33 protein-coding genes are annotated in these 24,853 nt (G+C 67.0%); 12 read left to right on the top strand and 21 right to left on the bottom strand.

The annotated features are described in order from the left end of the window. Positions 1 to 32 precede the first annotated feature (32 nt). The 4 genes from QT386_RS01680 to QT386_RS01665 form a co-directional block, all read right to left on the bottom strand. Positions 33 to 1,049, bottom strand: a complete 1,017-nt coding sequence (locus tag QT386_RS01680; RefSeq protein WP_289271990.1) for a medium chain dehydrogenase/reductase family protein — start codon at positions 1,047 to 1,049, stop codon at positions 33 to 35. A 178-nt stretch (positions 1,050 to 1,227) separates the two neighbouring features. Further along, the gene (locus tag QT386_RS01675; RefSeq protein ID WP_301334122.1) at positions 1,228 to 1,659 is read right to left on the bottom strand and encodes a murein L,D-transpeptidase family protein; all 432 of its coding nucleotides are present in this window, start codon (positions 1,657 to 1,659) and stop codon (positions 1,228 to 1,230) included. Between the two features lie 41 nt (positions 1,660 to 1,700). Further along, complete coding sequence (locus QT386_RS01670; protein ID WP_289271988.1) at positions 1,701 to 2,165, bottom strand: YaiI/YqxD family protein; 465 nt, start codon at positions 2,163 to 2,165, stop codon at positions 1,701 to 1,703. 91 nt (positions 2,166 to 2,256) lie between these two features. Further along, positions 2,257 to 2,469, bottom strand: coding sequence for a cold-shock protein (locus QT386_RS01665; RefSeq protein WP_289271987.1), 213 nt, complete (start codon positions 2,467 to 2,469; stop codon positions 2,257 to 2,259). 273 nt (positions 2,470 to 2,742) lie between these two features. On the opposite strand from QT386_RS01665, the gene QT386_RS01660 reads away from it, so the two are divergent. The 3 genes from QT386_RS01660 to QT386_RS01650 all read left to right on the top strand — a co-directional run bounded on the left by QT386_RS01660 (position 2,743) and on the right by QT386_RS01650 (position 4,292). Continuing rightward, a complete protein-coding gene (locus QT386_RS01660; protein WP_289271986.1) occupies positions 2,743 to 3,045 on the top strand; it encodes a PGPGW domain-containing protein in 303 nt (100 codons plus the stop codon). Continuing rightward, the gene (gene arfB, locus QT386_RS01655) at positions 3,042 to 3,461 is read left to right on the top strand and encodes an alternative ribosome rescue aminoacyl-tRNA hydrolase ArfB (RefSeq protein WP_289271985.1); all 420 of its coding nucleotides are present in this window, start codon (positions 3,042 to 3,044) and stop codon (positions 3,459 to 3,461) included. Before QT386_RS01660 ends, arfB begins: the two co-directional genes overlap by 4 nt. Positions 3,462 to 3,530: 69 nt before the next feature. Continuing rightward, on the top strand, positions 3,531 to 4,292 hold the full coding sequence (locus QT386_RS01650) for a hypothetical protein (RefSeq protein WP_289271984.1): 762 nt from the start codon (positions 3,531 to 3,533) through the stop codon (positions 4,290 to 4,292). Positions 4,293 to 4,350: 58 nt separating this feature from the next. Here QT386_RS01650 and QT386_RS01645 read toward each other — a convergent pair whose 3' ends face one another. Then, positions 4,351 to 4,707, bottom strand: a complete 357-nt coding sequence (locus tag QT386_RS01645; RefSeq protein ID WP_289271983.1) for a hypothetical protein — start codon at positions 4,705 to 4,707, stop codon at positions 4,351 to 4,353. A gap of 203 nt (positions 4,708 to 4,910) precedes the next feature. Here QT386_RS01645 and QT386_RS01640 point away from each other — a divergent pair, with 203 nt between their 5' ends. Then, a complete protein-coding gene (locus tag QT386_RS01640; protein WP_289271982.1) occupies positions 4,911 to 5,489 on the top strand; it encodes an NADPH-dependent FMN reductase in 579 nt (192 codons plus the stop codon). 4 nt (positions 5,490 to 5,493) lie between these two features. On the opposite strand, the gene QT386_RS01635 is transcribed toward QT386_RS01640, so the two are convergent. From QT386_RS01635 to msrA, 4 genes are all read right to left on the bottom strand, one after another. After that, positions 5,494 to 5,754, bottom strand: coding sequence for a hypothetical protein (locus QT386_RS01635; RefSeq protein WP_289271981.1), 261 nt, complete (start codon positions 5,752 to 5,754; stop codon positions 5,494 to 5,496). Beyond that, on the bottom strand, positions 5,754 to 5,882 hold the full coding sequence (locus QT386_RS01630) for a hypothetical protein (protein WP_289271980.1): 129 nt from the start codon (positions 5,880 to 5,882) through the stop codon (positions 5,754 to 5,756). Before QT386_RS01630 ends, QT386_RS01635 begins: the two co-directional genes overlap by 1 nt. Before the next feature lie 80 nt (positions 5,883 to 5,962). After that, positions 5,963 to 6,244, bottom strand: coding sequence for a hypothetical protein (locus QT386_RS01625; protein ID WP_289271979.1), 282 nt, complete (start codon positions 6,242 to 6,244; stop codon positions 5,963 to 5,965). Between the two features lie 114 nt (positions 6,245 to 6,358). Beyond that, positions 6,359 to 6,988: a peptide-methionine (S)-S-oxide reductase MsrA gene (msrA, locus tag QT386_RS01620; RefSeq protein ID WP_289271978.1), complete on the bottom strand. Its 630-nt coding sequence runs from the start codon at positions 6,986 to 6,988 to the stop codon at positions 6,359 to 6,361. A 218-nt stretch (positions 6,989 to 7,206) separates the two neighbouring features. Here msrA and QT386_RS01615 point away from each other — a divergent pair, with 218 nt between their 5' ends. Beyond that, positions 7,207 to 8,202: a formylglycine-generating enzyme family protein gene (locus QT386_RS01615; RefSeq protein ID WP_289271977.1), complete on the top strand. Its 996-nt coding sequence runs from the start codon at positions 7,207 to 7,209 to the stop codon at positions 8,200 to 8,202. A 61-nt stretch (positions 8,203 to 8,263) separates the two neighbouring features. Then, positions 8,264 to 9,271 (top strand): beta-ketoacyl-ACP synthase III, encoded by a 1,008-nt coding sequence (locus QT386_RS01610; RefSeq protein ID WP_289271976.1) that lies wholly within the window; start codon positions 8,264 to 8,266, stop codon positions 9,269 to 9,271. Positions 9,272 to 9,304: 33 nt separating this feature from the next. On the opposite strand, the gene QT386_RS01605 is transcribed toward QT386_RS01610, so the two are convergent. Continuing rightward, positions 9,305 to 9,511, bottom strand: coding sequence for a SlyX family protein (locus QT386_RS01605; RefSeq protein WP_289271975.1), 207 nt, complete (start codon positions 9,509 to 9,511; stop codon positions 9,305 to 9,307). A 62-nt stretch (positions 9,512 to 9,573) separates the two neighbouring features. After that, positions 9,574 to 10,014: a glycine zipper 2TM domain-containing protein gene (locus tag QT386_RS01600; RefSeq protein WP_289271974.1), complete on the bottom strand. Its 441-nt coding sequence runs from the start codon at positions 10,012 to 10,014 to the stop codon at positions 9,574 to 9,576. A 165-nt stretch (positions 10,015 to 10,179) separates the two neighbouring features. On the opposite strand from QT386_RS01600, the gene QT386_RS01595 reads away from it, so the two are divergent. The 3 genes from QT386_RS01595 to QT386_RS01585 are packed head-to-tail and all read left to right on the top strand — an operon-like array spanning position 10,180 to position 12,212. Further along, positions 10,180 to 10,686 (top strand): DUF1993 family protein, encoded by a 507-nt coding sequence (locus QT386_RS01595; RefSeq protein ID WP_289271973.1) that lies wholly within the window; start codon positions 10,180 to 10,182, stop codon positions 10,684 to 10,686. 31 nt (positions 10,687 to 10,717) lie between these two features. Then, positions 10,718 to 11,524 (top strand): dienelactone hydrolase family protein, encoded by an 807-nt coding sequence (locus QT386_RS01590; protein ID WP_289271972.1) that lies wholly within the window; start codon positions 10,718 to 10,720, stop codon positions 11,522 to 11,524. A 28-nt stretch (positions 11,525 to 11,552) separates the two neighbouring features. After that, positions 11,553 to 12,212, top strand: a complete 660-nt coding sequence (locus QT386_RS01585) for a CAP domain-containing protein (RefSeq protein ID WP_289271971.1) — start codon at positions 11,553 to 11,555, stop codon at positions 12,210 to 12,212. A 107-nt stretch (positions 12,213 to 12,319) separates the two neighbouring features. Here QT386_RS01585 and QT386_RS01580 read toward each other — a convergent pair whose 3' ends face one another. From QT386_RS01580 to QT386_RS01570, 3 genes are read right to left on the bottom strand one after another with little or no spacing between them, the layout of a single operon-like run. Next, positions 12,320 to 13,360: a hypothetical protein gene (locus tag QT386_RS01580; RefSeq protein ID WP_289271970.1), complete on the bottom strand. Its 1,041-nt coding sequence runs from the start codon at positions 13,358 to 13,360 to the stop codon at positions 12,320 to 12,322. A 10-nt stretch (positions 13,361 to 13,370) separates the two neighbouring features. Further along, positions 13,371 to 14,549, bottom strand: coding sequence for an MFS transporter (locus QT386_RS01575; protein WP_289271969.1), 1,179 nt, complete (start codon positions 14,547 to 14,549; stop codon positions 13,371 to 13,373). 37 nt (positions 14,550 to 14,586) lie between these two features. Beyond that, positions 14,587 to 15,498, bottom strand: coding sequence for an alpha/beta fold hydrolase (locus tag QT386_RS01570; protein WP_289271968.1), 912 nt, complete (start codon positions 15,496 to 15,498; stop codon positions 14,587 to 14,589). Positions 15,499 to 15,585: 87 nt separating this feature from the next. On the opposite strand from QT386_RS01570, the gene QT386_RS01565 reads away from it, so the two are divergent. Beyond that, positions 15,586 to 16,425: a D-hexose-6-phosphate mutarotase gene (locus tag QT386_RS01565; protein WP_289271967.1), complete on the top strand. Its 840-nt coding sequence runs from the start codon at positions 15,586 to 15,588 to the stop codon at positions 16,423 to 16,425. Next, the gene (locus QT386_RS01560; protein ID WP_289271966.1) at positions 16,422 to 16,880 is read left to right on the top strand and encodes a flavodoxin family protein; all 459 of its coding nucleotides are present in this window, start codon (positions 16,422 to 16,424) and stop codon (positions 16,878 to 16,880) included. Before QT386_RS01565 ends, QT386_RS01560 begins: the two co-directional genes overlap by 4 nt. 57 nt (positions 16,881 to 16,937) lie before the next feature. Here the strand turns inward: QT386_RS01560 and QT386_RS01555 are convergent, their stop codons facing one another. Both QT386_RS01555 and QT386_RS01550 read right to left on the bottom strand, forming a co-directional pair. After that, a complete protein-coding gene (locus QT386_RS01555) occupies positions 16,938 to 18,182 on the bottom strand; it encodes a S8 family peptidase (protein WP_289271965.1) in 1,245 nt (414 codons plus the stop codon). Between the two features lie 197 nt (positions 18,183 to 18,379). Continuing rightward, the gene (locus tag QT386_RS01550; RefSeq protein ID WP_289271964.1) at positions 18,380 to 18,940 is read right to left on the bottom strand and encodes a hypothetical protein; all 561 of its coding nucleotides are present in this window, start codon (positions 18,938 to 18,940) and stop codon (positions 18,380 to 18,382) included. A 232-nt stretch (positions 18,941 to 19,172) separates the two neighbouring features. Here QT386_RS01550 and QT386_RS01545 point away from each other — a divergent pair, with 232 nt between their 5' ends. Continuing rightward, positions 19,173 to 19,640 carry an SET domain-containing protein gene (locus QT386_RS01545; protein ID WP_289271963.1) on the top strand — a complete coding sequence of 156 codons (468 nt, stop codon included), beginning with the start codon at positions 19,173 to 19,175 and terminating at the stop codon, positions 19,638 to 19,640. Between the two features lie 98 nt (positions 19,641 to 19,738). Here QT386_RS01545 and QT386_RS01540 read toward each other — a convergent pair whose 3' ends face one another. The 5 genes from QT386_RS01540 to QT386_RS01520 all read right to left on the bottom strand — a co-directional run bounded on the left by QT386_RS01540 (position 19,739) and on the right by QT386_RS01520 (position 24,778). Next, entirely contained in the window at positions 19,739 to 20,884 is a 1,146-nt protein-coding gene (locus QT386_RS01540; protein ID WP_289271962.1) for a hypothetical protein, read from the bottom strand. A 348-nt stretch (positions 20,885 to 21,232) separates the two neighbouring features. Next, on the bottom strand, positions 21,233 to 22,126 hold the full coding sequence (cyoE, locus tag QT386_RS01535; protein ID WP_367401372.1) for a heme o synthase: 894 nt from the start codon (positions 22,124 to 22,126) through the stop codon (positions 21,233 to 21,235). Between the two features lie 13 nt (positions 22,127 to 22,139). Then, the gene (locus tag QT386_RS01530; RefSeq protein ID WP_289271960.1) at positions 22,140 to 23,216 is read right to left on the bottom strand and encodes a heme A synthase; all 1,077 of its coding nucleotides are present in this window, start codon (positions 23,214 to 23,216) and stop codon (positions 22,140 to 22,142) included. A 249-nt stretch (positions 23,217 to 23,465) separates the two neighbouring features. Then, on the bottom strand, positions 23,466 to 24,068 hold the full coding sequence (locus tag QT386_RS01525) for an SCO family protein (protein ID WP_289271959.1): 603 nt from the start codon (positions 24,066 to 24,068) through the stop codon (positions 23,466 to 23,468). Next, positions 24,065 to 24,778 (bottom strand): SURF1 family protein, encoded by a 714-nt coding sequence (locus tag QT386_RS01520; RefSeq protein ID WP_289271958.1) that lies wholly within the window; start codon positions 24,776 to 24,778, stop codon positions 24,065 to 24,067. The genes QT386_RS01525 and QT386_RS01520 overlap by 4 nt, the downstream gene beginning before the upstream one ends. Positions 24,779 to 24,853 lie beyond the last annotated feature (75 nt).

Below are 24,853 nucleotides of genomic sequence, written 5' to 3'. Positions count from 1 at the left end.
GGAATCAAGCGAAGGTTCCTTGCGGTCCATGTTCAGGGAATGAGGACGATCTTGCCGATATTACCGCGCGACTCGATGTAGGACTGCGCCTCGCCGGCCTGGGCCAGCGGCCAGGTGCGGTCCACGTGCGGCCGTACCCAGCCCTGCTCCACGCCCGCCAGCAGTTTCTCCATCCAGCCGCGGATCTTGGCGGTCTCGTGCCACATGTGGCCCATGTTCACGCCGAAGACGCCGCGGTTGTCATTCATCAGGCTCACCGGATTGAACAGGGGCATGCCGCTGACTGCCTTGAGCAGCTTCAGCGGCCCCATCAGGCCCGACTCGGTCACCACCGAGATGCCGAACATGCCCAGGCGCCCGCTGTGGCGCAGGGCCTTGTAGCTCTTCTTCCAGTGGTTGCCGCCGATGGGATCGCTGATCAGCTCCACGCCGCGGCCCTCGGTGAGCTTGTGCAACTCCCGGGGCCAGTCCTGCGTCCGGTAGTCGATGGCCTGGTGCAGACCACGGCCCTTCAGGAACTCATGCTTGCCGGCGCTGGCCGTGCCGTAGATGGTGGCGCCGACATGGCGCGCGACGTCGATCGCCGCCAGGCCCACGCCGCCACCGGCGTTGTGGATCAGCACGGTCTCGTCTGCCGACAGCGAGCCCGCCGCCACCAGCAGCTGCCAAGCCGTCAGGTAGTTCACCGGGATCGCCGCCGCCTGCTCGTGGCTCAGTTTGGCGGGCTTGGCAAACATCTGCCCCAGCGGCGCCACCACCGTGTCCGAGTAACCGCCGAAGCGCGTCAGGCCGAACACGTCCTGGCCGACCCAGCCGGAGTCGACCCCGGCACCGACGGCATCGACCGTGCCGGAGACCTCGTAGCCCACCACGCAGGGCGTCTTCGGCGCGTCCGGGTAGAGGCCCTTGCGGGCCAGGATGTCGGCGAAGTTGATGCCGGTGGCACGCACCCGCACCCGCAGCTCGCCTGCCCCGGGCATCGGGTCCGGCGACTCGCGAACCTGCAGCTTCTCCGGGCCGCCGTGGCCGGTGATAGTGACCTGTTTCATGCCCCTGGGCTCCCCAGCCGTCGAAGCCTGGAACCCTACACGGATCGAGCGCGGGTTTCGATGGCTGGCCGGCCCTATGGGTGGGAGCCCGTGCAAGGCCCGACCAGGCCTCCGTTCGCCCTGAGCCTGTCGAAGGGTGAACCGCGCCAAGGCCTGCTACCTGCAATGAAGCATCGGCTCAGGGCACGATCTCGATCGGCGTCCCAGTCACCACCGCGTCCCAAACCACGTCCATGTCCGCATCGCTGAGCGCGATGCAGCCATCGGTCCAGTCACGTTGCTGCGTCAGCGAGGACAGCCAGCCGAAGCCGTTGCGCTGGCCGTGGATCATGATGGCCCCACCGGGGCTTACCCCACGCAAGCGCGCCTTCTCGCGATCGACTTCATTGGGATAGGAGATGTGGATGGAGCGGTGATACGCGCTGTCCGCCTTGCGGTAGTCCAGCAGGTAGCGGCCTTCGGGCGTGCGTTCGTCGCCTTCCTGCTGCTTGTGCCCGATGGGGTTGTCGCCCAGCGCGATCTGGAACTGCCGCAGCACTTTTCCTCCGGACATCAGGTAGAGCTGCCGCGCGGATTTGTCGACGTACACCAGGTCCACCGGCTGCGCCATCGCCGCCAGCGGCAGCCACAGCAGCAGGATCAGCCCACGCTTCACCCACCGATCTTCCGCGCCGGCACTTTCACCAGCAGCTTGTCGAGCTGCGCCGCAAAAGCCTGCCGGTCACGCTGGTCCATCGCCGCGGGTCCGCCGGTCTGCACGCCTGCACCCCGCAACTCGTCCATGAAATTGCGCATCCCCAGGGCCTGGCGCACGTTGTCGCGTGTCCACAGCTGCCCACGCGGGCTGATCGCCAGCGCGCCCTTGTCCACGGCCCCGGCCGCCAGAGGCACGTCGTTGGTGATGACGATGTCGCCGGCCTGCGCCCACTCCACGATCGCCTTGTCGGCCACGTCGAAACCCTGCGGCACGGTCACGGCACGCACCCCGGGTTGGCGCGGCACGGCCAGGGGCTGGTTGGCCACCAGCACCAGGTCCAGTTGCTTGCGCAGGGCAGCCCTGAATAGGATCTCCTTGATCACCTTGGGGCAGGCGTCGGCGTCGACGTAAATGTTCATGCCAGCAAGAATAACGGCTGGATGTGCAAAAAGTGTTCGGGCACAAAAAAACCGCGGCACGAGGCCGCGGTTTTTAGCTAAGCGATGAGGCTTAGAGCGGGCGAATCTGCGTCGCCTGCATGCCCTTCGGGCCGCGCTGAGCCTTGAACTCGACGCGCTGGCCTTCGGTCAGGGTCTTGAAGCCCGTGCCCTGGATTTCCTTGAAGTGGGCGAAGAGATCTTCGCCGCCGCCTTCCGGGGTGATGAAGCCGAAGCCCTTGGCTTCATTGAACCACTTGACGGTGCCGGTGGAAGCGTTGCTCATTGATACATTCCTTAAAACGTTGAAGTAGAAAATCGGGCCATCCCGCCCGCAGGGTGCAAACGATCAAGGAAGGTAGCCGGGTGTTTCGAGCCGTTGTGAGGACGGATACCACCATGCTGCTTACATGCTTGAAGCGACTGCCAGCCCGACATTACCCGTCCAGAATCGGTTTGTCGATAGCAAAAATGGAAAAAACCGCCATAAAAGCAAGGGCTCATGGGAATCAGGCAACGCTTTTGCGGTCCTAGAGGCGGGTTTGCACGGAAAGCAGGCATGGCACTGGCGGCGTTGCGGCAGCACTGGCAGAAATTCCGCCAGGGCGAGCCGGGCAAGCGGTTCCAGGACTATTACGAGCGCCGCCATGGCGAAGGCAGCGCCTTTCTCAGCGGCTGCCGCCTGGTGCTGGGGCTGGTCCTGCTGCCGGTTGGCCTGGTCATGATGCCCGCACCGGGCCCCGGCATGATCGTGGTGGCCCTGGCGGCGGTGATGGTGGCACGCGAATCGCGCACGGCGGCCCGCCTGTTCGACGCCACCGAGTTGCGCCTGCGCGATTTGCTGCGCAGGATTCGCGGATGACGCAGCTCCGCATCCACGCCTCCCTCTTCCTGCCACTCGACGAAATGCGCATCAGCGCGATCCGCGCACAGGGTGCCGGCGGGCAGAACATCAACAAGACCGCCAACGCCGCGCAGCTGCGCTTCGACGTGACGGCGTCTTCCCTGCCGGAGGACTGCAAGCAGCGCCTGCTGCAGGCCGGCGGCCAGCAACTCACGCGCGATGGCGTCATCGTGATCAAGGCACAGGAACATCGCAGCCTGGAGATGAATCGCGACGCCGCGCTGCAACGTCTGGCCGCCATGATCCGCCGCGCCGCCGTGGTGCCCAAGGCGCGCAAGGCCACCAAGCCCAGCCGCGCGCAACGCCTGCAACGGCTGGAGGGCAAGATGCGCCGCGGCCAGGTGAAGAACCTGCGACGGGCGCCGGCGGAATAATTCCACGGGTCTCAACCCCGAAACGGCTGCCGCGCCGTTTACATGTTCAGGTCCCCAACGAGCCCGAACATGATCCGCCCCGCCCTGTTGTTGCTTGCTGTCCTACTGCCCCTGGCGGCGCCCGCCCAGGAATCCTTCACCGGCCGCCGTGTCGAAGTCCAGGTCTACGACCGCACGGACGGACGCTACCTGCGGCTGTACCACCACCGCGGCCGCAGCTACCTGGCTGGCGAACCGGGACATGACTACGAGATCCACCTGCAGAGCCGCCGCGGTGAGCGCCTGCTGGCCGTGACCAGCGTCGATGGCATCAACGTCATCAGCGGACAGACCGCATCCACCACACAGGGCGGCTACGTGCTGCGGCCGTGGGGCTCCCTGCAGGTGGATGGCTGGCGCAAGAGCCTGGATGAAATTGCCCGCTTCAGCTTCACCACGCTGCCCGATTCCTACGCCGCGCGCACCGGGCGGCCGCGCAATGTCGGCGTGATCGGCATCGCCGTCTTCGAGGAACGCCCCGCACCGCGGCCCTGGGACGGCTGGCGCGGCAACGAACCGCTGCGCGAGGAAAGCGCCAGCGCATCCGCGGCGGAATCCAGAGCACAACATGCACCATCGCCCAGCCTGGGTACCGGACACGGCACGCGCGAATGGTCGGGCGCGGAATACACCGCGTTCGAGCGCGCCTCGGACAAGCCCGTGGAGGTCATCACCCTCTGGTACGACTCACACCGCAAACTCGCGTCTCAGGGTGTCATCCCCCTGCCCCGTCATGAGTGGGCGCCGCGCCGCCCCGAGCCGTTTCCGGCAGGGTTCGTCCCTGATCCCTGAGAATCCCGTGCAAAGAAAAAGGGCCGCGTCATGCCGCCCTTTTCCATGCAGCGCGATCTTAGTTGATCGGCTTGTCCAGGCCCGAGCCGCCGGTGGCGTCGGCGTTGCGAGCCGCGTACTCGTCGGACGACAGCTTGCCGTCCTTGTTCTTGTCCAGCGCCTTGAAGCGCGCCGTCAGTTCGGTGTTGCTCTTGACCTCGGCACGGGTCAGCTTGCCGTCGGCGTTGGTGTCGAGGCTGCCGAAGTCAGCGCCCGCAGCCGCCGAGATACCGACCCCGTCCGTGGTGGCATTCACACCGGCACCGACCTTGGCTGCCGGGGCCTGGCTGGCAGATGGCAGGACGCCATTATCGGCGGCAAAAGCCGTGCTGGCGGCGAGGGTCAGGCCGAGGCCGATGAGGAAGTTCCTTTTCATGTATTGCTCCTATGTTCGGGATTGATGTCCTGCGTGCGATACCGCAGGACATTCGACCAAGCTATCCCAGAGGCGCTGAGCGCAGCCTGAACATCGGCCGGCGGCATGAAATTCCGCGGAAGATTGTCGGTCACAATCTTCCAGACCCTGCCGGACCGTCCTAAAGTCCCGAAGTCTCTTGTCGTACCCACAAAGGAATCCCCATGTCCATCGTGAACATCCTCGGTTTCGCCGGCAGCCTCCGCGAGAAGTCCTACAACCGTGCCGCCCTGCGCGTAGCCCGGCAACTGTTGCCGGAGGATGCGCACCTGGAGATCTTCGACCTGTCGCCGATCACGCCTTTCAGCGAGGATCAGGAAAAGACGCCACCCGCCGCCGTATCGGACTTCAAGCGCGCCATCCGCACCGCCGACGCCATCCTGATCGCTACGCCGGAATACAACTACTCGATTCCCGGCGTGCTGAAGAACGCCATCGACTGGGCCTCGCGCCCCTATGGTGACAGTGCCTGGGGCGGCAAGCCCGTAGCCTTGCTGGGCGTTTCTGCCGGCCGTTTCGGCACGGCACGGGCACAGGCTCACCTGCGCCAGGTCTTGCTGTCGCTCGACATGCATCCGCTGAACAAGCCGGAGATCATGATCGGGCCGGCGAGTGCGGCCTTCGATACCTCGGGCGAGATGAAGGACGACAAGGCTCGCGAACTGATCCGCAAGCAGTTGAAGGCCCTGGTGGCGTGGACCCAGGCACTGAACCAGGGCCGCGCGCTGGGACTAGTGTCCTGAGGCCTCAGCCCATCAGCAAGAAGGCCAGCAGGGCTGCAGCCAGAATCGCCGCTGCCGACCAGAGGTAGCGGCGCATCATGGTGGCGGCGTCCTTCTGCGACAGCGGGCGGGCCGGCACCGCCTCGCCGATGCCGGGCTTGTACCCGGCATCGGCCGCCCGCGTTGCCTGGCGGCGGCGTGCGATCTTGATCGACAGCAGGACGCCCACCGCGACCAGGCCCATCAGCAAAGGACCGATGATCGCCGCCAGGGCGGAGGATTCCATCAGTCGCAGCCTCGCAACAGGAACACCAGGAACAGCAGCGGAATGGGCACGCCCAACGCCCAGAGGATGATGTAACCGACCTTGCCCTGCTGCATCTGCGCCGAGACGCGTTCACGCATGCGCTTCATGACGTTCTCCTTCCGTGGATCAGCGTCATGCGGCGTCCTGCAGGAGTCGTCACCGACTCCATGCAGGACACCGCACAAGATCAGTGCAGGCGGCGACGGCGCGGAGATTCCATCTCCCAGGCCTCGCTCAGGGCGAAGGCATCCGGATCTTCCAGACCCATGTCGTCTTCATCGGCGCGCGTAGCCCAGAGGCTGCCGTGCTCGCGCAGCAGCGAGGACGGTGTGAGGTCGTCACCAGAGGTTCCAGCCTGGCTCAGGCCCGGCAGCAGGTCGTCGCCGAAGTCGAAGGCGGCGTCCATGTCCGGCAGCTCGGCCGTGAACAGTTCATCGATGCGGTTCAGGATTTCTTCCTTGCGTTGCATGTTCTTTCTCCATCCTGGAAGGTACGGTTCCAGCATCGCAACCCGAGCCTGAACGCCACCCGAACGGAAACACGCATCTCCCGCGCAGATGAATGCTCGCGGAACAGTGAGGCCTCAGCTCTTCAGTTGCTCCCCGAAATACTTGCGCAGCTTCTCGACCTTGGGCAGCGCCACGCCCTGGATGTAACCCTGACCGGGGTTCAGCGCCGCGTAGTTCTGGTGATAGGCCTCGGCCTCGAAGAAATCCTCCAGAGGCTCGAGCCGCGTGGCGATCTTCGATGAGAAAACCTGGGCCTCGTCGAGCTGGCGGATATAGGCCTCGGCGATGCGCTTCTGCTCGTCGTTGGCGTAGAAAATAGCGGAGCGATACTGCGTGCCCACGTCATTGCCCTGGCGATCGAGCTGCGTCGGGTCGTGTGCCACGGCGAAGAAGATCTTCAGCAGCCCGCCGAAGGTCAGGTGTGCCGGGTCATACTCGATCTGGATCACCTCGGCGTGATCGGTGCGGCCGGTGCAGACGCTCTTGTAGTCCGCCGTTTCCGCGCTGCCGCCGGAATAGCCGGAGACCACGCCCAGCACGCCCTCCAGTTCCAGGTACACCGCCTCGGTGCACCAGAAGCAGCCTCCCGCCAGCACCGCCAGGGCGCGGCCGGGTTGCGGGGCCAGTGGCGCGTCGTCCACCGGGTCCGGAAAATCCTTGGGGCTGATGCGCAGGCTGCTGCCACCGAAAAGGGAACTGATCATGGTGTCGTCCGCTGGCTGTGCGGCCGGCCGGCCGCGTCTATTCCAAGTATGACCGCTATCATCGGCTTCAAGACGAGTGGGACGTTCCGGCGTTACAAGCTTGGAAAATCTTGTATCAGGCGAGCTTGTTATACCCTGAGCCTCTATATTCACGATTTCCAGGCCCGAATCCCGATGAAGCCCCTCCCCCATCACCCCCTCCCGGGTCGGGACAAACCATGAATATCCGCCGATACGGCGGCGCCCTCGCTGGCGCCGGATTGTCGGTCGTCCTGGCCCTGGCGGCTTCCTGGCTGGCGCGGCCGGCCTCGCCGGAACTGCCAGGCCTGGGCAGCTTCGAGCGCTGCGAGCAGTACAGCGGCTTGCCGCCGGGCTGGCCCAGCGAGCGCAAGGCCGGCATGGTTCACGTGCCCGCCGCCGAGGCCGAGTTGGGCTCGGACCGCGGCTATGCCGACGAGCGCCCGGTGCTGCGCGAAAAGGTCGCCGGCTTCTGGATCGACGCTACCGAGGTCAGCAACGCCCAGTTCGCCGCGTTCGTCGCCGCCACCGGCCACGTTACCGACGCCGAGCGCCAGGGCGGCGGCGCGGTCTTCAGCAGCCCGGCCACCAACGCCGCCGCTTCGCCTTCCACCTGGTGGAAGTGGCAACCCGGCGCCGACTGGCGCCACCCCGAAGGCCCCGACAGCAGCATCGCCGGCCGCGACAACCACCCGGTGGTGCAGGTGACCCGCGCCGACGCGCTGGCCTACGCCCGCTGGTTGCAGCATGACCTGCCCAGCGAATCGCAGTGGGAGGCCGCCGCCAAGGCCGGCCTCGGCAACGCTGAGGCCGATCTGCTCATCGGCAGCGCCGAAGCGCCGAAAGCCAATTTCTGGCAGGGCAACTTCCCCTACACCGACGACGCGCGCGACCGCTACGCCGGTCGCGCGCCCGTGGGCTGCTACGGCGCCAACGGCTACGGCCTCTACGACGTCATCGGCAACGTCTGGGAATGGACGCTCGACGATTACCAGGGCCCGCGCCAGCCGCACGGCCACGGCGATGCAGCCAGTGCCCGCCCCCAGGTCAACGGCAATCTGGCTGTGATCAAGGGAGGCAGCTACCTCTGTGCCGCCAACTTCTGTGTGCGCTACCGCGCCTCGGCGCGGCACCCGCAGGAGTCGGACCTGCCGACCTCGCACGTGGGTTTCAGGACCGTACTGCCACAGGAATGAGCCCACTCCCCATTCCGCGGCTTCGCCGTTAACCTATCGGCCACTCAACGAGGGCATTTCTGTGGCCACACCGCGCGCACGCATCCTGGGCTTGGGCACCTACGTCCCGGCCCGCACCGTCACCAACCACGACCTGGTGAAGACCATGGAGACCAGCCACGAGTGGATCGTGGAGCGCTCCGGCATCGAGGAGCGGCACTGGGTGACGCCCGAGGACGGCAACTACACCATGGGCGTGCAGGCCGCCCGCGCGGCGCTGGCCGACGCCAAGCTGGAAGCCAGCGAGATCGATTGCATCATCTACGCCACGCTGTCGCCGGACTACTTCTTCCCCGGCTGCGGCGTGCTGGTGCAGCGCGAACTGGGCATTGGCCACATACCGGCCTTCGACATCCGCCAGCAGTGCTCCGGCTTCGTCTACGGCCTGCAGATGGCCGACGCTTTCATCCGCTCCGGCCAGTACAAGAAGATCCTGCTGATCGGCGGCGAAGTGCATTCCCGCGGCCTGGACAAGTCCACCCGCGGGCGCACCGTGAGCGTACTGTTCGGCGACGCCGCCGGCGCTGCCGTGATCGGCGCCAGCGACGACCCCGAGCGCGGCATCCTGGTCAGCCGCATGCATTCCGACGGCAGCGATGCCGAGTGCCTGGCCATGCAGTGGCCCGGCATGGCCGCCGGCCGCGAGGCCTACCTCACCCAGCAGGACATCGAGGAAGGCCGCATCTGGCCCAACATGGAAGGCCAGAAGGTCTTCAAGACCGCCGTGAAGCGCATGCCCGAGGTGATCCAGGAAGTGCTGGCCGACCAGGGCCTGGCGGTGTCCGACATCGACATGCTGATCCCGCACCAGGCCAACCTGCGCATCAACGAAATGGTGGCCAAGCTTCTCCAGATCGACGAGAGCAAGGTCCACAACAACATCCAGAAATACGGCAACACCACCGCCGCCACCATCCCGCTGTGCCTGTCCGAGGCGCGGGCGCTGGGCAAGGTAAAGAAAGGCGACCTGGTCTGCGCCGTGGCCTTCGGCTCGGGCTTTACCTGGGGTGCGGTGCTGATGCGTTGGTAAGACGAAGCGGATCATCGATCCGCCCGTGTCGAATCAGTAATGCGGCGGCACTTCGTCCGCCGCTGTCACCTTGAGCAGCCCATCGCCGGCACTGGCGGCCTTCTCGGCCAGTTGCCGGCAGATCTTCTCCAGCCGCTCGATGCGGTCCTGCTGGCGGGTGACGATGTCGTTGAGCACGCGCAGGGTTTCTTCCTGGTGCGCGAAGCGGATTTCCAGTTCGATCAGGCGTTCTTCGTCCATGCGGCGAGCATAAGCAAAAAGGCGGGCCGAAGCCCGCCTTTTGTGCTGTGCAGCATGCGCCGTCAGTGGCGGCCCTGCCAGTGGCCACGGCGATCGTCGCGGTCCCAGCGGCCATCGCGGCGGTCATGGCGGTAGTCGCGCCGGCTGTCCCGGTAGTCGCGGTGATACACGTGACGCACCGGCTCGCGGTAGTGATGGTGCACCACGCGGGGCGGTTCGCGGTAGTGATGGACCACCCGCGGCGGGGCCGAGTAGTAATGGTCGTCGCGGTAGGAAGAGCGGTAGTGACGGCGATCGCTGTTGTTGTCACCGATCACGGCGCCGACCACGGCGCCCAGGACCGCGCCGACCACGGCGCCGTCGGTGCCGGCGGCGGAATGGCCGATGGCGCCGCCGGCTACGCCGCCGATCACGGCGCCGACGGCCCGGTCGTCACCGGCGAAGCTGGGGGTGGCGAGGGTGGCGCCAGCAAGAGCCAGAAAACCCAGGATAGTGCGTTTCATGTGCGACCTCGGATCGCGGGGTAGATGGCGCAGACACTAGCGCAGCGGTCTTAACCGAATCTGAACTTGCACCCTGCCCGGCCATTCCGGACCACGGTTCAACCCAAGGGCGCCGCAAAACCTTAGAATCCGTCATCCGAACTGCCTGATCCTGCGAGGGATTCCATGAGCCTGACCATGTACTCCGCCTCGGTGCCCGCCTTCATCCGCCTGCTCGGCAACCTGCGCGTGATCCTGGAAAAGGGCGCCGCCCATGCCGAATCGCGCAAGCTGGACGCGGCCAGCCTGACTGGCTTCCGCCTCTATCCGGACATGTTCCCCCTGACCCGCCAGGTCCAGATCGCCACCGACATGGTCAAGGGTGCCGCCGCGCGCCTGGCCGGCCAGGACGTGCCGCGCTACGAGGACACGGAAACCACCTTCGCCGAACTGATCGCGCGCGTCGACAAGACCCTGGCCTTCCTCGGGCAATTCCGCCCGGACCAGATTGACGGCAGCGAGGGCAAGGCGATCCAGCTCAAGTCCCCGCGCGGAGAGATGAACTTCACCGGCCACGACTACCTGCAGTTCTTCGTGCTGCCCAACGCCTATTTCCACGCCACCACCGTCTACAACATCCTGCGCCACAATGGAGTGGAGCTCGGCAAGCAGGACTTCCTCGGTCGGGCCTGAGGCGCCGACCGATCACAGGGAACGTCGAGCAATGAGCATCTCCAATCGGATCGGGAAATGGCTGACGGCCGCCGCGCTCTGCGCCGCCTGCGGCGCCCAGGCCAAGTCGGTGGAAAAGGTGGTGGACTACCAGATCGCCGAACAGTCCTACCGCGGCTACGTCTACTACGACACCGCGGGCGCCAAGAAGCGCCCGGTGGTGCTGATGGTGCCGAACTGGATGGGCACTTCCGAGGCCAACCGCCGCCAGGCGCGCAAGATCGCCGGCCGCGACTACGTGGTATTCCTGGCCGACATGTACGGCCGCGACCAGCAGCCGGCCAATGCCGACGCCGCCGGCAAGCTGGTGGGCCAGCTCTACGGCAACCGCCTGCTGCTGCGCACGCGCGCCAAGGCCGCCAAGGAGCAGGCCCAGGCGGCGGTCAAGCGGCTCAAGCTGCCGGCCAACCCGGACAAGATTGCCGCCATCGGCTTCTGCTTCGGCGGCTCCACGGTGCTGGAGCTGGCGCGCACCGGCGAGGAGCTCAACGCGGTGGTGTCCTTCCACGGCAACCCGTCGCTGGATGCTCCCGCGCCCAGCCAGCCGCCCAAGACCCGCATCCTGGTGCTGCATGGCGATGCCGATCCCTACGTGCCGGTGGCTCAGATCAACGCCTTCCTCGACGAGATGCGCACGACCAAGACCGACTGGCAGATGATGCGCTTCGGCGGCGCGGTGCATTCCTTTACCGACCCCGATGCCAACCAGCCGGGCAAGGCGATATATGACGCGCGCGCCGCCAAGCGCGCCTTCGAGATGATGAAGGACTTCCTCACGGAGTCCTTCGCCGGCCGCTGACGCCGGGAACTGGAGCGAGATGAGAGACATGAAGACGCGACTGATTGCCGCACTGATGCTGGCCCTGGGATCGCTGTTGCCGGGCGTGCTGCAGGCGCAGGGCGAACCGCCGGGCTTCGAGGGCATGCTGGGTGCGCACAACGGCATCCGTGGGGCCGTCAACCAGCCGCCGCTGCGCTGGTCGGCACAGGCCGCCGCGCAGGCCCAGTCCTGGGCCGACCAGCTGGCCCGCGAGAACTGCGCCGCGCGCTACAACCCCGACATGACCCGCCGCGAGAAGTACGGCGAGAACGTGTTCCGCGCCACCGCCGGCCAGCCCTACCAGGGCTACCGCCGCACGCCGGCGCAGGTGGTGTCGCGCTGGAACGAGGAAGGCCGCGACTACGACCATAACCTGCACCAGTGCCGTAACCAGGGCGGCACGCAGTGCGGCCAGTACCTGCAGATGATCTGGGGTGCTACCGAGGAGGTGGGCTGCGGCCGCGCGCGCTGCGAGACCGCCGAGGTCTGGGTCTGCAACTACACCCCGCGCGGCCTGCAGGACGGCGTGAAGCCCTACGGCAACCCGCCGGCACCGCCCGCGGTCAGCGAGAAGCCGCAGGAGGTCATGGTCGGCGCGCTGGAGTGCTCGGCGCTGCCGCAGGTGTACCCGGGAGTGGATTATCCGCAGCAGTCGCCGGTGAACTGAGGATACGTCGAGAACGAAGAGGGCCGGCTTTCGCCGGCCCTCTTCATTTCAGCCTCGCAGCGTCGACCAAATCGTGGGAGCGGCCGTTGGCCGCTCCTACGAACAGATCACCCGCCGTGCGCAGCCAGCGCCTTCTCGAAGGCCCCGGAGTTGTAGAAGCGCTGCAGCAGGCGCCGCACGGTGGGTTCCAGCATCTTCTTTTTCTTCAGCGCCTGGATCACGTGCGGCGCGTGGCGCATGGCCTCGGCCAGCATCAGGTCGCGGTCGATGCCCAGGTCGTCCAGCAGTGCCTTGAGCGAGACCTTGCCGTAGCGCTCGAAGAAGGCATCAATGCCGGCGTCGATCAGCTTGGTGTAGATCGGCGCCTTGCGCAGCTCGCGCCAGTACTCGAAGCCCGCCACGAAGATCTCTTCCAGCGTGCGCTCGTCGATATGGCGGCGCAGCTCGCCCAGGCGCAGGTTCTTGAGTTCCTTCCAGGCGCGCAGCGAGGCGTCGCGCAGGATCTCGTCGCCCTCCTCGTCCAGCAGCATTTCCACGGCACGCTGCGAGGCACTGCCGACGCTCTTGGCGATGTAGCGGCGCAGGCCTTCCTCCACCGTCTCGTCCAGGCCGGAGACGGAGGCGGCACGGCTCAGCACGGCCTTGCCCAGCTTCATCATTGAGCGCGCGCCGGGGATGTTCTCGCCCAGCGAGCTTTGCGACAGGTAGCCGCGGATGCCACTCAGCAACAGTTCCGAGGCGATGCGGCCGTACAGCGGGCTGGCCACCACGCCGCGCACGATGGCCTCGCGTGCCGACTTCTGCTCCAGTACCAGGTCGGTGAACTCCTCGAACTGGCGGTCGCTCATCAGGTCGCCCAGGCGGGTGTCGTCCAGCGCCGGGTGGGCGTGGATGACGCGCGCTATCTCGCCGACCAGCTCGGGAATGCCGCTGCCCAGCTCCAGGTTGGCGGCGTAGGTGTGGGCGGTGTCCTTGATCTGCTTGCGGGTCACCGCCTCGGCCAGCTTGAGCTTGGCGGCGTCGGCCAGGCCCTCGTCGAGCAGCTCGGCCACCACCACCTTCAGTTCGTCGCCCTCCAGCTGCTCCAGCGTGAACTGCACGTGGGCTTCAAGCAGCACCTCGGCCAGGGGATGGGTCTTCTTGGTCATGTCTTGCTCCTCAGTATTGCGTGGCGGAGGCACTGCGTCGTAGCCACAGCAGCCCGCTCAATCCGGTCAAGCCTATGCCGGCGGAGATCCACAGCACATGGCCGCCGAGCCGGTCCACCCCGATGCCGAACGCCAGTGGCGCCGCCGCCTGCGCCACGCGCGAGGGGGCTTCCAGCCAGCCGGCGCGCCGCCCGAAGCCGGCGGGCCCGAACAGCGCCAGCGGCAGGGTGCCCTTGATGATCGTCATCAGGCCGGTGCCCATGCCGTGCAGCACCGTGAAGACGGCGGCAAAGGGCGCGCCGAAAGCCATGACCAGCATCGCGCCCGTGGGATGCAGTGACATGGAGATGCGCGCTGCCACCAGGGGGTGGAAGCGGTTGAGATAGCCGGCCTCGGCCAGGCGCCCCGCCACCTGCGAGACGCCGAACAGCGATGCCGCCGCCACCGCCATCGCGGGCGTACAGCCGATCCGCTCCAGGATGCGCGGCAGGTGCGTGGCCATGCCGGCGAACACCAGGCCGGAGCAGGTGAAAGCACCGGCAAGTATCCACATGGTCAGCGCCGGCGGCCCTGCGGCGGGCGCCGGAGCCTCGGCGCGATGCATCTCCAGGGGGCGGTCCACCCGCGGCACCATCCAGTAATGGATGCCCAGGCCCATGCTCAGGTGCGCCAGCGCCCAGACGGCACAGGCCACGCGCCAGCCGTAGTGCGCCTCCAGCGCCGCGGTCAGCGGCCAGCTCACGGTGCTGGAGAATCCGCCCAGCAGGGTCACGCCAACGATGGAGCGGCGCGCCTCCCCGCGGTACAGGCTTACCAGCGTGGAGAAGGCGGCGTCGTAGAGACCCATGGGCATGGCCGCGCCGAGCAGCAGCCAGCCCAGGGCTAGCTGCAGCGGGCCCTGGGCGGTCGCCATGGTCAGGTGCGCCGTGGCGAACACCAGGTTGGAGGCCAGCAGCACGCGGCGCCCGCCCTGCCGGTCGATCAGGCCGCCCACCAGCGGGCCCAGCGCCGCCGCCAGCAGCAACGCGGCGGAGAACATCAGGTACACGGTGGCGGGCGCCAGGCCCAGCGCCGTGGCCATCGGCCGGGCCAGCGTGGCCAGCAGGTAGTAGCTCGAGCCCCAGGCCAGCAACTGGCCCAGGCCCACGGCGATCACGGTGCGGCGGCGTGAGTTGTTAGGGCCTGTCATCGCAGCGATCGTGGAATTGATGATAGGCCCTAGCCGCTTACGCCGCGCGGCGTCCGTGCGCGCGCTCGGCGTGCTTGGCGTGATGCAGGATCAGGTGCGACAGCTTGGGCAGCAGCGACGACGGCAGGTCATGGCCCATGCCGTGGATGATTTCGAGCTGCGAGCCCGGAATGTGCTTCTTCAGGTCCCGCGCCGCCGGCACCGGCACCAGCGGGTCCTTGTCGCCGTGGATGACCAGCGTCGGCGCCTTGATGCGCGCCAGCTGCTTCACGCGGCTGCCGGAAGCCATGATCGCCACCATCTGCCGTGCCAGGCCCTGCGGGTGAACGTTGCGGTCCAGCGCGCGGGCAACGTACTCGCGCAGCTCCGGCTCGGGTGAGGGATAGCCCGGGCTACCGATCATGCGCCAGGTGTTCATGCCGAACTGCAGCAGGCTCTCGCGATCACGCGCCTTGGGCTTGGACATCATGCGCATCTGGATACGGAGCGAGGGCTTCTTGAGCCAGGGATTGCCGCTGCTGGTCATGATCAGGGTCAGGCTGCGCACGCGGCTGGCATGCTTGTAGCCGAGCACCTGCGCGATCATGCCGCCCATCGACAGTCCCACCACGTGCGCGGTCTTGATCTTCAGCGCATCGAGCAGCGCCACCGCGTCTTCGGCCATGTCGTCCAGCAGGTAAGCCGACTTCTGCGGCAGGCGCAGCGTGTAGAACAGCCCGCTGCGCAGCAGGTCGGGCTTGCCCAGGTGATCGAGCTTTTCCGACAGGCCGATGTCGCGGTTGTCGAAGCGGATCACGTGATAGCCGCCGGCGGCCAGCGCCTCGCAGAAGGCGTCGGGCCAGTGCACCAGCTGCGCGCCCAGGCCCATGATCAGCAGCAGCGCCGGGTTGGACGGATTGCCGAAGGTTTCGTAGCAGATCTGCAGGCCATTGGCCCTTACGTGCGGCATGGAACAGGCTCGCCTCTGAAGGTAATGGGGGATTCTGTCACGGGCAGGCTATGCTTGGATTGACCCCGCCGACCGTCCGCGCTGCCCATGAGCCAAGCTTCCCCCACCCCCGCCTCCAATCCGTTCCAGCCCTTGCGGTTGCGGGGAGCCGATGGCGCTCGCCTGGAGGTGTTGCCGTACGGGGCACATGTGCTGTCCTGGACGCCCGCCGGGGAGCCGCACAACCGCCTGTTCCTCAGCCCGGCGGCGGAGTACCGCAGCGGCGTCTCGGTACGCGGCGGCGTCCCGGTGGTCTTTCCCCAGTTCTCGGGGCATGGCTCCCTGCCCAAGCACGGCTTTGCGCGGGTACAGAACTGGGAGGCGGTGGAGCAGCGGGACTCGCACTGCCGCCTGCGACTGCGGGAATCGGCACAGACCCTGGCCCTGTGGCCCCATGCCTTCGAGCTGCAACTGGACGTGTCCATCGAAGCCAACCGGCTGCAGATGGCGCTGTCGGCGCTCAATACCGGCTCATCGGCATTCGAGTTCACCGTAGCGCTGCACAGCTACCTGCAGGTCGGCGACATCCATCAAACGCGCCTGCACGGCCTGCGGGGCCGGCGCTACCTGGATGCCGTGCTCGACCGCGAGCACCACGTGCAACACGAGGAGCCACTGGTCCTCGGCGAGTGGATCGACCGCATCTACTTCGACGCGCCCGGCGAACTCCTGATGGAGGAGCCTTCGCGGCGCCTGCGCATCCGCCAGGAGGGCTTCACCGATACCGTGGTCTGGAACCCCGCCGCCGCGCTCACCGCGACGCTGCCGGACATGCAGACGGACGACTGGCGCCGGATGCTCTGCGTCGAGGCCGGCACCACCGTCGACCCGGTACGCCTGGAGCCCGGCCAGCGCTGGCGCGGCGCCCAGATCCTGCTGGCCGAATGAAGCGCCTGCTGCTGATCTACCACAGCCAGAGCGGCCGTACCGCCCGCCTGATGGAAGCCGTCTGCGCGGGCGCCGCGGAGTTTGCCGGCGAGGTGGAACTGCGGGTGCTGCGCGCCTTCGACGCAGGGCTGGACGACCTGCTGTGGGCCGAGGGCTTGCTGATCGGCACGCCGGAAAACTTCGGCTATCTCAGCGGCGCGGTGAAGGACTTCCTCGACCGCACCTACTACCCGGCCGAGGGCAAGACCCTGGGTCTGCCCTGGGCCATGTTCGTGTCCGCCGGCAACGACGGCGCGGGGGCCGTGCGGGCGCTGGAGCGTATTGCCACCGGCTATGGCTGGACCCGCGTGGCCGAGGCCCTGATCGTACAGGGCGAGCCCGACGGGATGGCGCTGGCACGCTGCCGCGAACTCGGCCAGACCCTGGCCGCCGGGCTGGCCTGCGGCGTCTTCTGAAGCGCGGGCAAAAAGAAGGCGAGCCCCGCAGGGCCCGCCGAGTGGAGGATCTGCCGCTCAGTACGCGGACGGATCGAGGCGCAGCAGCAGGTTCGGCGAACCGCTGCCCGGGTTGCCTACCTTGCCACTGGTGGCCGAAGCCTTGAGCGCCGCATCCACGGCCGCCGGGCTGGCACCGCTGTTCACGCTGAGATAGCGCGCCGCCGCGCCGGCCACATGCGGGCTGGCCATGGACGTGCCGCTCAGGCTGCTGGAGCCGGCATTGTTGTTGTAGGCCGCCGACACGATGTTGGAGCCCGGCGCGAACAGATCGACGCAGGCGCCGAAGTTCGAATAGGACGCACGCTCATCGGTATTGGTGGTGGCACCGATGGTGATCGCGCGCGGCACGCGGCTGGGCGAGCCATTGCAGGCGTTGGCCGTTTCATTGCCGGCCGCCACGACCACGGTGGCACCGGAGTCGATCAGGTTGTTGACCGCGGTATCGAGCAGGTCGGACGCGCCGCCACCCAGCGACATGTTGACCACGGCCGGCAACTGGCGATTGGCCGTCACCCAGTCCACGCCCGCGATGATGGTGGAGGTCGCCGTGCTGCGGCCGCAGCCGAACACGCGCACCGGGTGCAGTGTGGCGCGCTTGGCCACGCCGAAGCTGCTGCCCACGGCGGTACCAGCCACGTGCGTGCCATGGCCGTTGCAGTCGGTGGTGTTGACCGGATCCGTCGGCGGGCAGCCCAAGCCCAGCAGGGTGCATAGCAGGCCCTCGTTGCCGTTGGCGGCGAAGTTGCGGCCGGTGCCGATGCGGTTGGCGAAGTCCGTGTGCGCGGCATTGAGGCCGGTGTCGATCACGTAGACATGCACGTTCTGCCCGGCGCTGGCCGGATAGCTGTACTGGCCATCCAGCGGCAGGTTCACCTGGTCGATACGATCCAGACCATAGGACGGCGGACTGAACTGCGTCTCGGTGAGGAACAGCGTGCGGTCCTGCTCGATGCGCAGCACGCGCGGGTTGCGCGCCAGGGCCTCGGCCGCCGCGGGGGGCAGGCGTACGCTGAAGCCCTTCAGCGCATGGCTGTAGACCTGGCGGACTTCGCCGCCGCCGACACTGCCCACCACGCCCTGGACGACCTGGGCCAGCGGGCCGCTGCGGGCCGCCGCCGGCGCCAGTTCGACGATGTACTGATCGGGTATCAGCTGGCTCACCAGTCCGCGGATCGGCTGCGGGCCTGCAGCCTGTTGCGCCTGCGCTGCACCTGTCATGGCCAGCATTGCCAACGCGCCGAGGATCATTTTGCTTTTCATTCTTCAGGCTCTCCTGGTCTCGCTCTGGAACGGGCTCCCCAGCCCGGTACCCCGCCCGGAGCATACCCGCCGCCCCTGGATGGGGCCGTGCGAAAAAGTCCTACAGGCCTGTCCGCCGAAGGCGGCACGGCCCCGGCGGCCGGGCACAAAAAAGGCGACGCCCCGAAGGGCGCCGCCTTTTGCCGCCAGGCAGGGTCTCAGCGACCGGTGAGGCGCGGGCCAAAGTTGTAGCGCACGCCCGCTTCCAGGCGGTCGTCGTCACCCGCGCCCTGGACCGCGGCCACGAGGTCGACCTTCGGCGTCAGGCCATAGAGGCCGGTGAGGCGCAGCGAGGTGTCGTCATAACCGTCGATGTCGATGTAGCGGATTTCCGGCGACAGCTCCAGGCGGCCATCGGCGTTCTGCCAGCGCACACCGCCGCGCAGGCCGAAGCCGTCCTCGTCCGCCGAGCCGAACTCGAAGCGTTCATAGGTGGCGCCGGCGGTGAGATCCACGCTGTTGTTCAGCGGCGTGTGGAACAGCGCACCCAGGCTGAGCTGCTCCAGATCGTCGGTATCGTTGTATTCACCGATCAGGGCGATGTTCTTGTGGATATCGCCGGAGCCGGCGATGCGGAAGCCGGATTCGTCATACCCGTCGAAGTCGCGGTTCAGGAAACCGCCTTCCACGTAGGTGTAATTGTGGGCCGCGGCCAGTCCGGGCAGTGCCGCCAGGGCGCCGGCAGCGATCATCAGGCGGGTTCGGGTGAGTGCTTTCATGTTCGTGACTCCTGTCATTCGGGGGTGACGTCCGGCCTCTTCTGGGCCGCCGTTCCGCGATCAAGCGGTGAGCGCAGGATGGTGGTGGCCTACTGAACCGTCCATGAACGCGACCCTGGAGGTGACGCCGGCCCGGGACTTGCCCACAATGCGCAGCCCGCAGGCAGCCCGTCATCGCACTGGCACGCTACATGCGGAGAATCCGCCGAGTCCCCTCACCTGTTACGACCGCATGTCCCGCAAGATCGTCACGCGTCGCTCCCCCATCCATGGCAACGGCGTCTTCGCCGCCCGCAAGCTGGCCCCCGGCGTTGAACTCATCGAATACCAGGGCCGCCTGATGACGCACGCACAGGCAGACCGCCTGTATGAAGGCGGCGTGGATACCGGCCACACCTTCCTGTTCACACTCAACGAGCGCTACATCATCGACGCCAACGTCGACGGCAATGAAGCGCGCTGGCTCAACCATAGCTGCGCACCCAATTGCCAAGCCGTATGGGAAGAGAGCGCCGACGGCAACCCGAAGAAGGACCGCATCCTGATCGAGACCCTGCGCGAGATCGCCCCGGGTGAGGAGCTGACTTACGACTACGGCATCAGCCTGCCCGTACGCCAGACCGCGAGGATGAAGGCCCTCTGGGCCTGCCGCTGCGGCGCCCCGGAGTGCAGCGGCACCATGCTCAAACCCAAGCGCTGAGCGGGCAGGACGCAGGGCAGGTCACCCCCGCGCCTGCATTCCACAAGGCCAAAAAAACCGCGGCACGAGGCCGCGGTTTTTTTGTACCTCTCGATGCATCAATCCAGCGAACGCACCAGGTCGTAGCCCTGGAGGGTCGCGTCGAAGGAGAACGAGACTTTGCCGAAGATGCTCATCGCGGTGCTGGTGCCCAGCAGCGACAGCGCATCGGTCAGCGGGTTGGGCGGGATCGGACGATCCATGCCCGGCCAGTTGTGGCCGCTGTCCTTGACCGTGACCAGGGCCGCGCCGTCGGTGGAGCTGCAGGTCGTGTTGTAGGCGATATCGACCTGGTCGTTCAGCTTGACGGTCTTGTTGGCCTCAGCCGCAGCGCTGCAGCCGTTGATGGTCTTGAACTGGCCGTAGCGGGCCACGGTGGTGTCGTAGGCCGGATCGTCCACGCCTTCCACCAGCACCACCGGGGTCGAGACCGCCGCCTTGGCGCCGATATCGGCCTTGGAAGCCGCCGCTGCGGAGAGGCAACCCGCCGTCGACTCGGAGCTGATCGTGCCGGAGGCTACCAGCAGGATGCCGTTCATCTCGTTGCCGCGCTCGCAGAGGAAGCGGGTGGCGCCGGCCGCGCCGGACGAAACGCCGGCCACGACGACCGTCACGTTGGCGTTCAGCTTGGCCTGGATCTTGGCATCGTTGATGACTGCGGAAATCGCGTCGGCCGCACCGGCGAAGTCCCACTCGCGGACGAAGCCGACGCCGCCGCCGCCCAGCAGCACGTACGGGGAGGTCGGTGCCGCGATGGTGATGTCGCGGGCTTTGGCCAGCTCCGACAGGCGCATGTTGTTGATCATGGTGGCGCCGTTGCCACTGCGCCAGTGCAGGGCAATGTACAGGCCCTTCTTTCCGCCGGTAGGCGGCGTGACCAGCACGTACTCGGTATCGCCAACCTTCAGGGTCTGGTAGGTGACGCCGCCATCCGCGCCATCCTTGGTGCAGGGCGTGGGATTCATCGCGTTGATCGGCACGCGGAGATTCAGCGAGTCGCACTGGGCGTTGTAGGTCGGCTGGCAGGCACCGGCATCGGCTGCGGCCTTGTCGGCGCTGAAGCTCTCGGAGCAGGACTTGGCCGCACCGTCACCACCACCACCGCCACCACTGCTGCCGCCACCGCCCCCGCCGCCGCAAGCGGCCAGCAACAGGGCAAGGGAACCGGCCAGGACCGTACCGGCTCCGCGGAATCGCTCGAACATATCTGAATCTCCCTACAAGATTGCTGGCAAGCCGTCGATTGCGGCCTAAGGTTATTCCATATCAGGGGGCAGTTTAGCCCACTGGTCAAGTTCCGACCATTGGCAAATATCCGCAACCCGCAGTCGGTTTGCTCCCGACGTATGAAATATCTATAGGCCCAGAATATCTTTACACCCTCGGCCCCAATACGCCCTCCGACCTAAGTCGGATGCGGGCGATGGCCCCGAGGGAAGCACCAGTGAGAGAATGACCATTCACAGGCTTCGATACCCCGCCAGGACGAGCCTTTGATGCCCGGTCGGGCATATTGCCTTCCCCTGCAAGGACCCAGGACGGCCTGGACCCGCTCAGAGCGCCGCGCGGGGCAGGTAGTGGTCCACCAGCAGCAGGGTGAAGATCGCCATCAGGTAGACGATGGAGTAGCCGAAGGTCTTCATCGGCAGGCCCGGAAGGGGGGCGTACTTGAGCCGGAAGGCGTAGTACAGGAACAGGCCGTCCAGGATCAGGGTGCCCACCAGGTACAGCCAGCCCGACATGCCCACCGCGAAGGGCAGCACCGTCACCGCCGTCAGCAGCACGGTGTAGAGCAGCACCTGGGTGCGGGTGAACTCCAGGCCATGGGTCACCGGCAGCATCGGGATGTCGGCGGCGGCGTACTCCTTGTGCCGCTCGATCGCCAGCGCCCAGAAGTGCGGGGGGGTCCAGATGAAGATGATCAGGAACAGGATCAGCGAATGCGGATGGACCTCCCCGGTCACCGCCACCCAGCCCAGTACTGGCGGGGCCGCACCGGCAGCGCCGCCGATCACGATGTTCTGCGGCGTAGCGCGCTTGAGATAAAGCGTGTAGATGCCGGCGTAGCCGATCAGCGTGAACTGGGTCAGCACGGCGGTCAGCGGGTTGACCAGGAACCACAGCAGCACGAAGCCGCCGATGCCCAGCGCCGTGGCGAAGGCGATGGATTCGGTCATCGTCAGGGCGCCGGTGACCAGCGGGCGGCCGCAGGTGCGAGCCATGCGCGCATCGATATTGCGGTCGATGATCTGGTTCACCGCCGCCGCCGAGGCTGCCTGCAGGGCGATGCCCAGGGTACCCCAGAGGAAGCCGCCCCAGGGCGGCAGGCCGGGCACTGCCAGGAACATGCCGACGATCGCGGTGAACACGATCAGCATGACCACGCGGGGCTTGGTCAGCTCGTAGTATTCGTTGAGCCGTGCCCGCAGGCTCAGGGTCTGCTCCATCGTGGCAGCCATGCTAGCGACGGGCCTTCCAGGCGAAGAAATTGAGGCTGACCAGGGTCAGCAGGAGGATCGCCGCCCCGGCATTGTGCGCCGTGGCAAGGCCCAGCGGCAGCTGCAGCTTGACGACCGACAGGCCAATGGACACCTGCAGCGCCAGCGCCGCCACCACCGCCACGCCATAGCCGCGCCAGATCGGGAATTCGCCACGCCGCCACAGGAACCAGCCCAGCAGCAGCAGCGCCACGGTCACCACGACCGCGCCCACGCGATGGAAGAAGTGGATGGTGACGCGTGCCCGCGCATCGAGGATGCCGTGCTCGTAGTCGATACCCAGGCCGTGCCACAGGGTGAAGGCGGTGGGTACATCCAGCTCCGGCAGCCATTTTCCATGACAGGTCGGCAGGTCCGGGCAGGCCAGGGCCGAATAGTTGGTGCTGGTCCAGCCGCCCAGGAAGATCTGCACGCAGACCAGCAGCAGCGCGCCCAGCGCGTAGCGGCGCAGCCTGGACGGCGGCAGCGGCAGGGGCTTGGGGCCTTCCTGCGCCGGGGTACGCTGCAGCTCGATGGCCAGCTGGCGCTCGGAGCGGTGGCGCGCGGGCTCGGCGTCAGCCACAGCGGGGCGGCCACTGGCCAGCCACAGCCAGACCAGCAGCGACAGCGTGCTCATGCCGCCGATGAGGTGGGCGGTCACGATCAGCGGCTTGAGCAGCTCGGTCACGGTCCACATGCCCAGCAAGCCCTGGAAGATCACCAAGGCCACCAATACCCAGGGCAGCACGCCCGGTGCCCCCTGCCTGCGCAGCTTCAGGCTCATGAATGCCAGCGCCACGATCAGCAGGCCCAGCGTCGAAGCGAAGTAGCGGTGGATCATCTCCTTCCAGGCTTTATGGGCCTCCACCGGACGCTGCGGGAAATTCTGCTCCGCCTTGGCCACATCATGGGCCTCCAGGGGCACGCCGATATGGCCGTAGCAGCCCGGCCAGTCCGGACAACCCAGGCCGGCATGCGACAGGCGCACGAAGGCTCCGAGCACGACGACGCCGAAACACAGGCAGATGGCGAGGAAATTGATGCGGCGGAACCAGGACATGGCGGCAGGCTAGTGACTCGACGCGGGGGACAGATTTTACAGGATCGGGGGCCGGGGGTCGGCTGGGCATTTCGTCCCAGCCCGGGCGCCTCGATTCGGCCCCCTCTCCCGCAAGCGGGTGATTCGCCGCGCTTTGGCGATGCCTAAAGGGCATCGCCAAAGCGGACCACGGGCGGCCATGGATGGCCGCCCAGGGGTTGGATGGGCGAGTCGCCGTCCCGCCATGGACGGCAACCCCATGCCTGTCCTTTATCCAATCTGGCTCAACCGCAGCAGCTTCTTGATGTCCTTCAGGATGCCCGGCGACTCCGCGTTGGCCGGGTAGACCATCAACCAGTTGCCAAGCGGGTCGATCAGGTACAGGGCCTGCGGGTCCTTGGCTTCCAGGAAGCGGGCCAGGTCATCGCCCTGTCCGCTGGCGGCCAGGAACACCAGGTCTGGGTGCTCCTTCTTCAGGGCTTCCTCGCCTGCCTTCAGGCCAGCCATATCCGGGGCCAGGTAGACGCGCTGCACGCGCTGGCGCTTCTCGTTGAGCAGGGTGCGGATCTGGCGGATCTGGTAGAGCTTCTGCAGACAGGCGGTCTCGCAACCGGCTCCGGCCAGGTAAACGAAGCTCCACTTGCCGCGCAGGGCCTCGCGATCCTGCGGCTTGCCGTCATGATCCAGCAGTTGCAGCGCCGGCAGCGGCCGCGCCGGGTTGATCAGCTGGCCGTAGTTGGTCTTGTGCGTCGGCTGCCAGGCCGGAGCGAAGAAATAGAACACGATGGCCAGCAGCAGCGGTGCGAAGAACAGCGTGGCCAGCAGCAGGAACTGGCCACGGCCGCGGCCAACGGGGTGCTCGGTGGGATTCATGATCGACGCTTGAGATTGAGCCTGATGAAGAGGACCAGCAGGGTCGCGGTAAAGGCGAACCACTGCAGGGCATAACCGTAGTGCTTTTGCGGCGGCACTTCGACGCCGATATTCCATTCGCGTTCATAGCCGCCCGGCGCCTCGGGCGCCAGCAGCAGCAGGCCGGGCGCCACGCGCTCGCCGGGATAGAGACAGGCCAGGTCCTCCTGCGTGGGGTACTGCACCACGCGGGGGAAGGGGCGCTCATCGCAATTATCGCTCGCCACGCGCAGGCCTGGGCGCGGCAGCGGCCGCCAGAAGCCCTCGATCTTCACCGTGCCGGACGGGATCTCCAGCGCCGGCAACTGGCTGCGGTCCGGGTTGCCCGGCACCCAGCCGCGATCCACCATCACCAGACTGCCGTCGGCCAGGCGCAGCGCCGCCCAGGCATGGTAGCCGGCGCGGCGCTTGGAGCCCTGGTTGTCCAGCAGCAGTTGGCGCGCGCCCAGGTAATCGCCGGACAGGGAGCGCCGAAGCATGGCTTCCGCATGGGGCGGCTCGGCCGGGTCGAACGGGGTGGCCGCGGCCGCCGAGGCTTCGGCGTAGGCCCGCATCAGCCCTTCCTTGGCCTGGCCGCGGTGGTACTGCCAGAGGCCCAGGTTGATCATCAGGGCACTGAGGGCGGCGGTGGCCAGCCAGGCCCACCAGGGCGGTCGGAATGTGTAGTTCATGGCAGGGAGCGGCAGGCGGCGACGGTGGCGGACCGGTAAGATGACCAGCCAACGGCCGTGCGCGTTCCCTGCGCC

It is taken from the genome of Solimonas sp. SE-A11 (genome assembly GCF_030345715.1).
Lineage (GTDB): Bacteria > Pseudomonadota > Gammaproteobacteria > Nevskiales > Nevskiaceae > Solimonas_A.
Note: the sequence above shows the minus strand (reverse complement) of the source record. Positions and strands in the feature narration are given on the sequence as shown.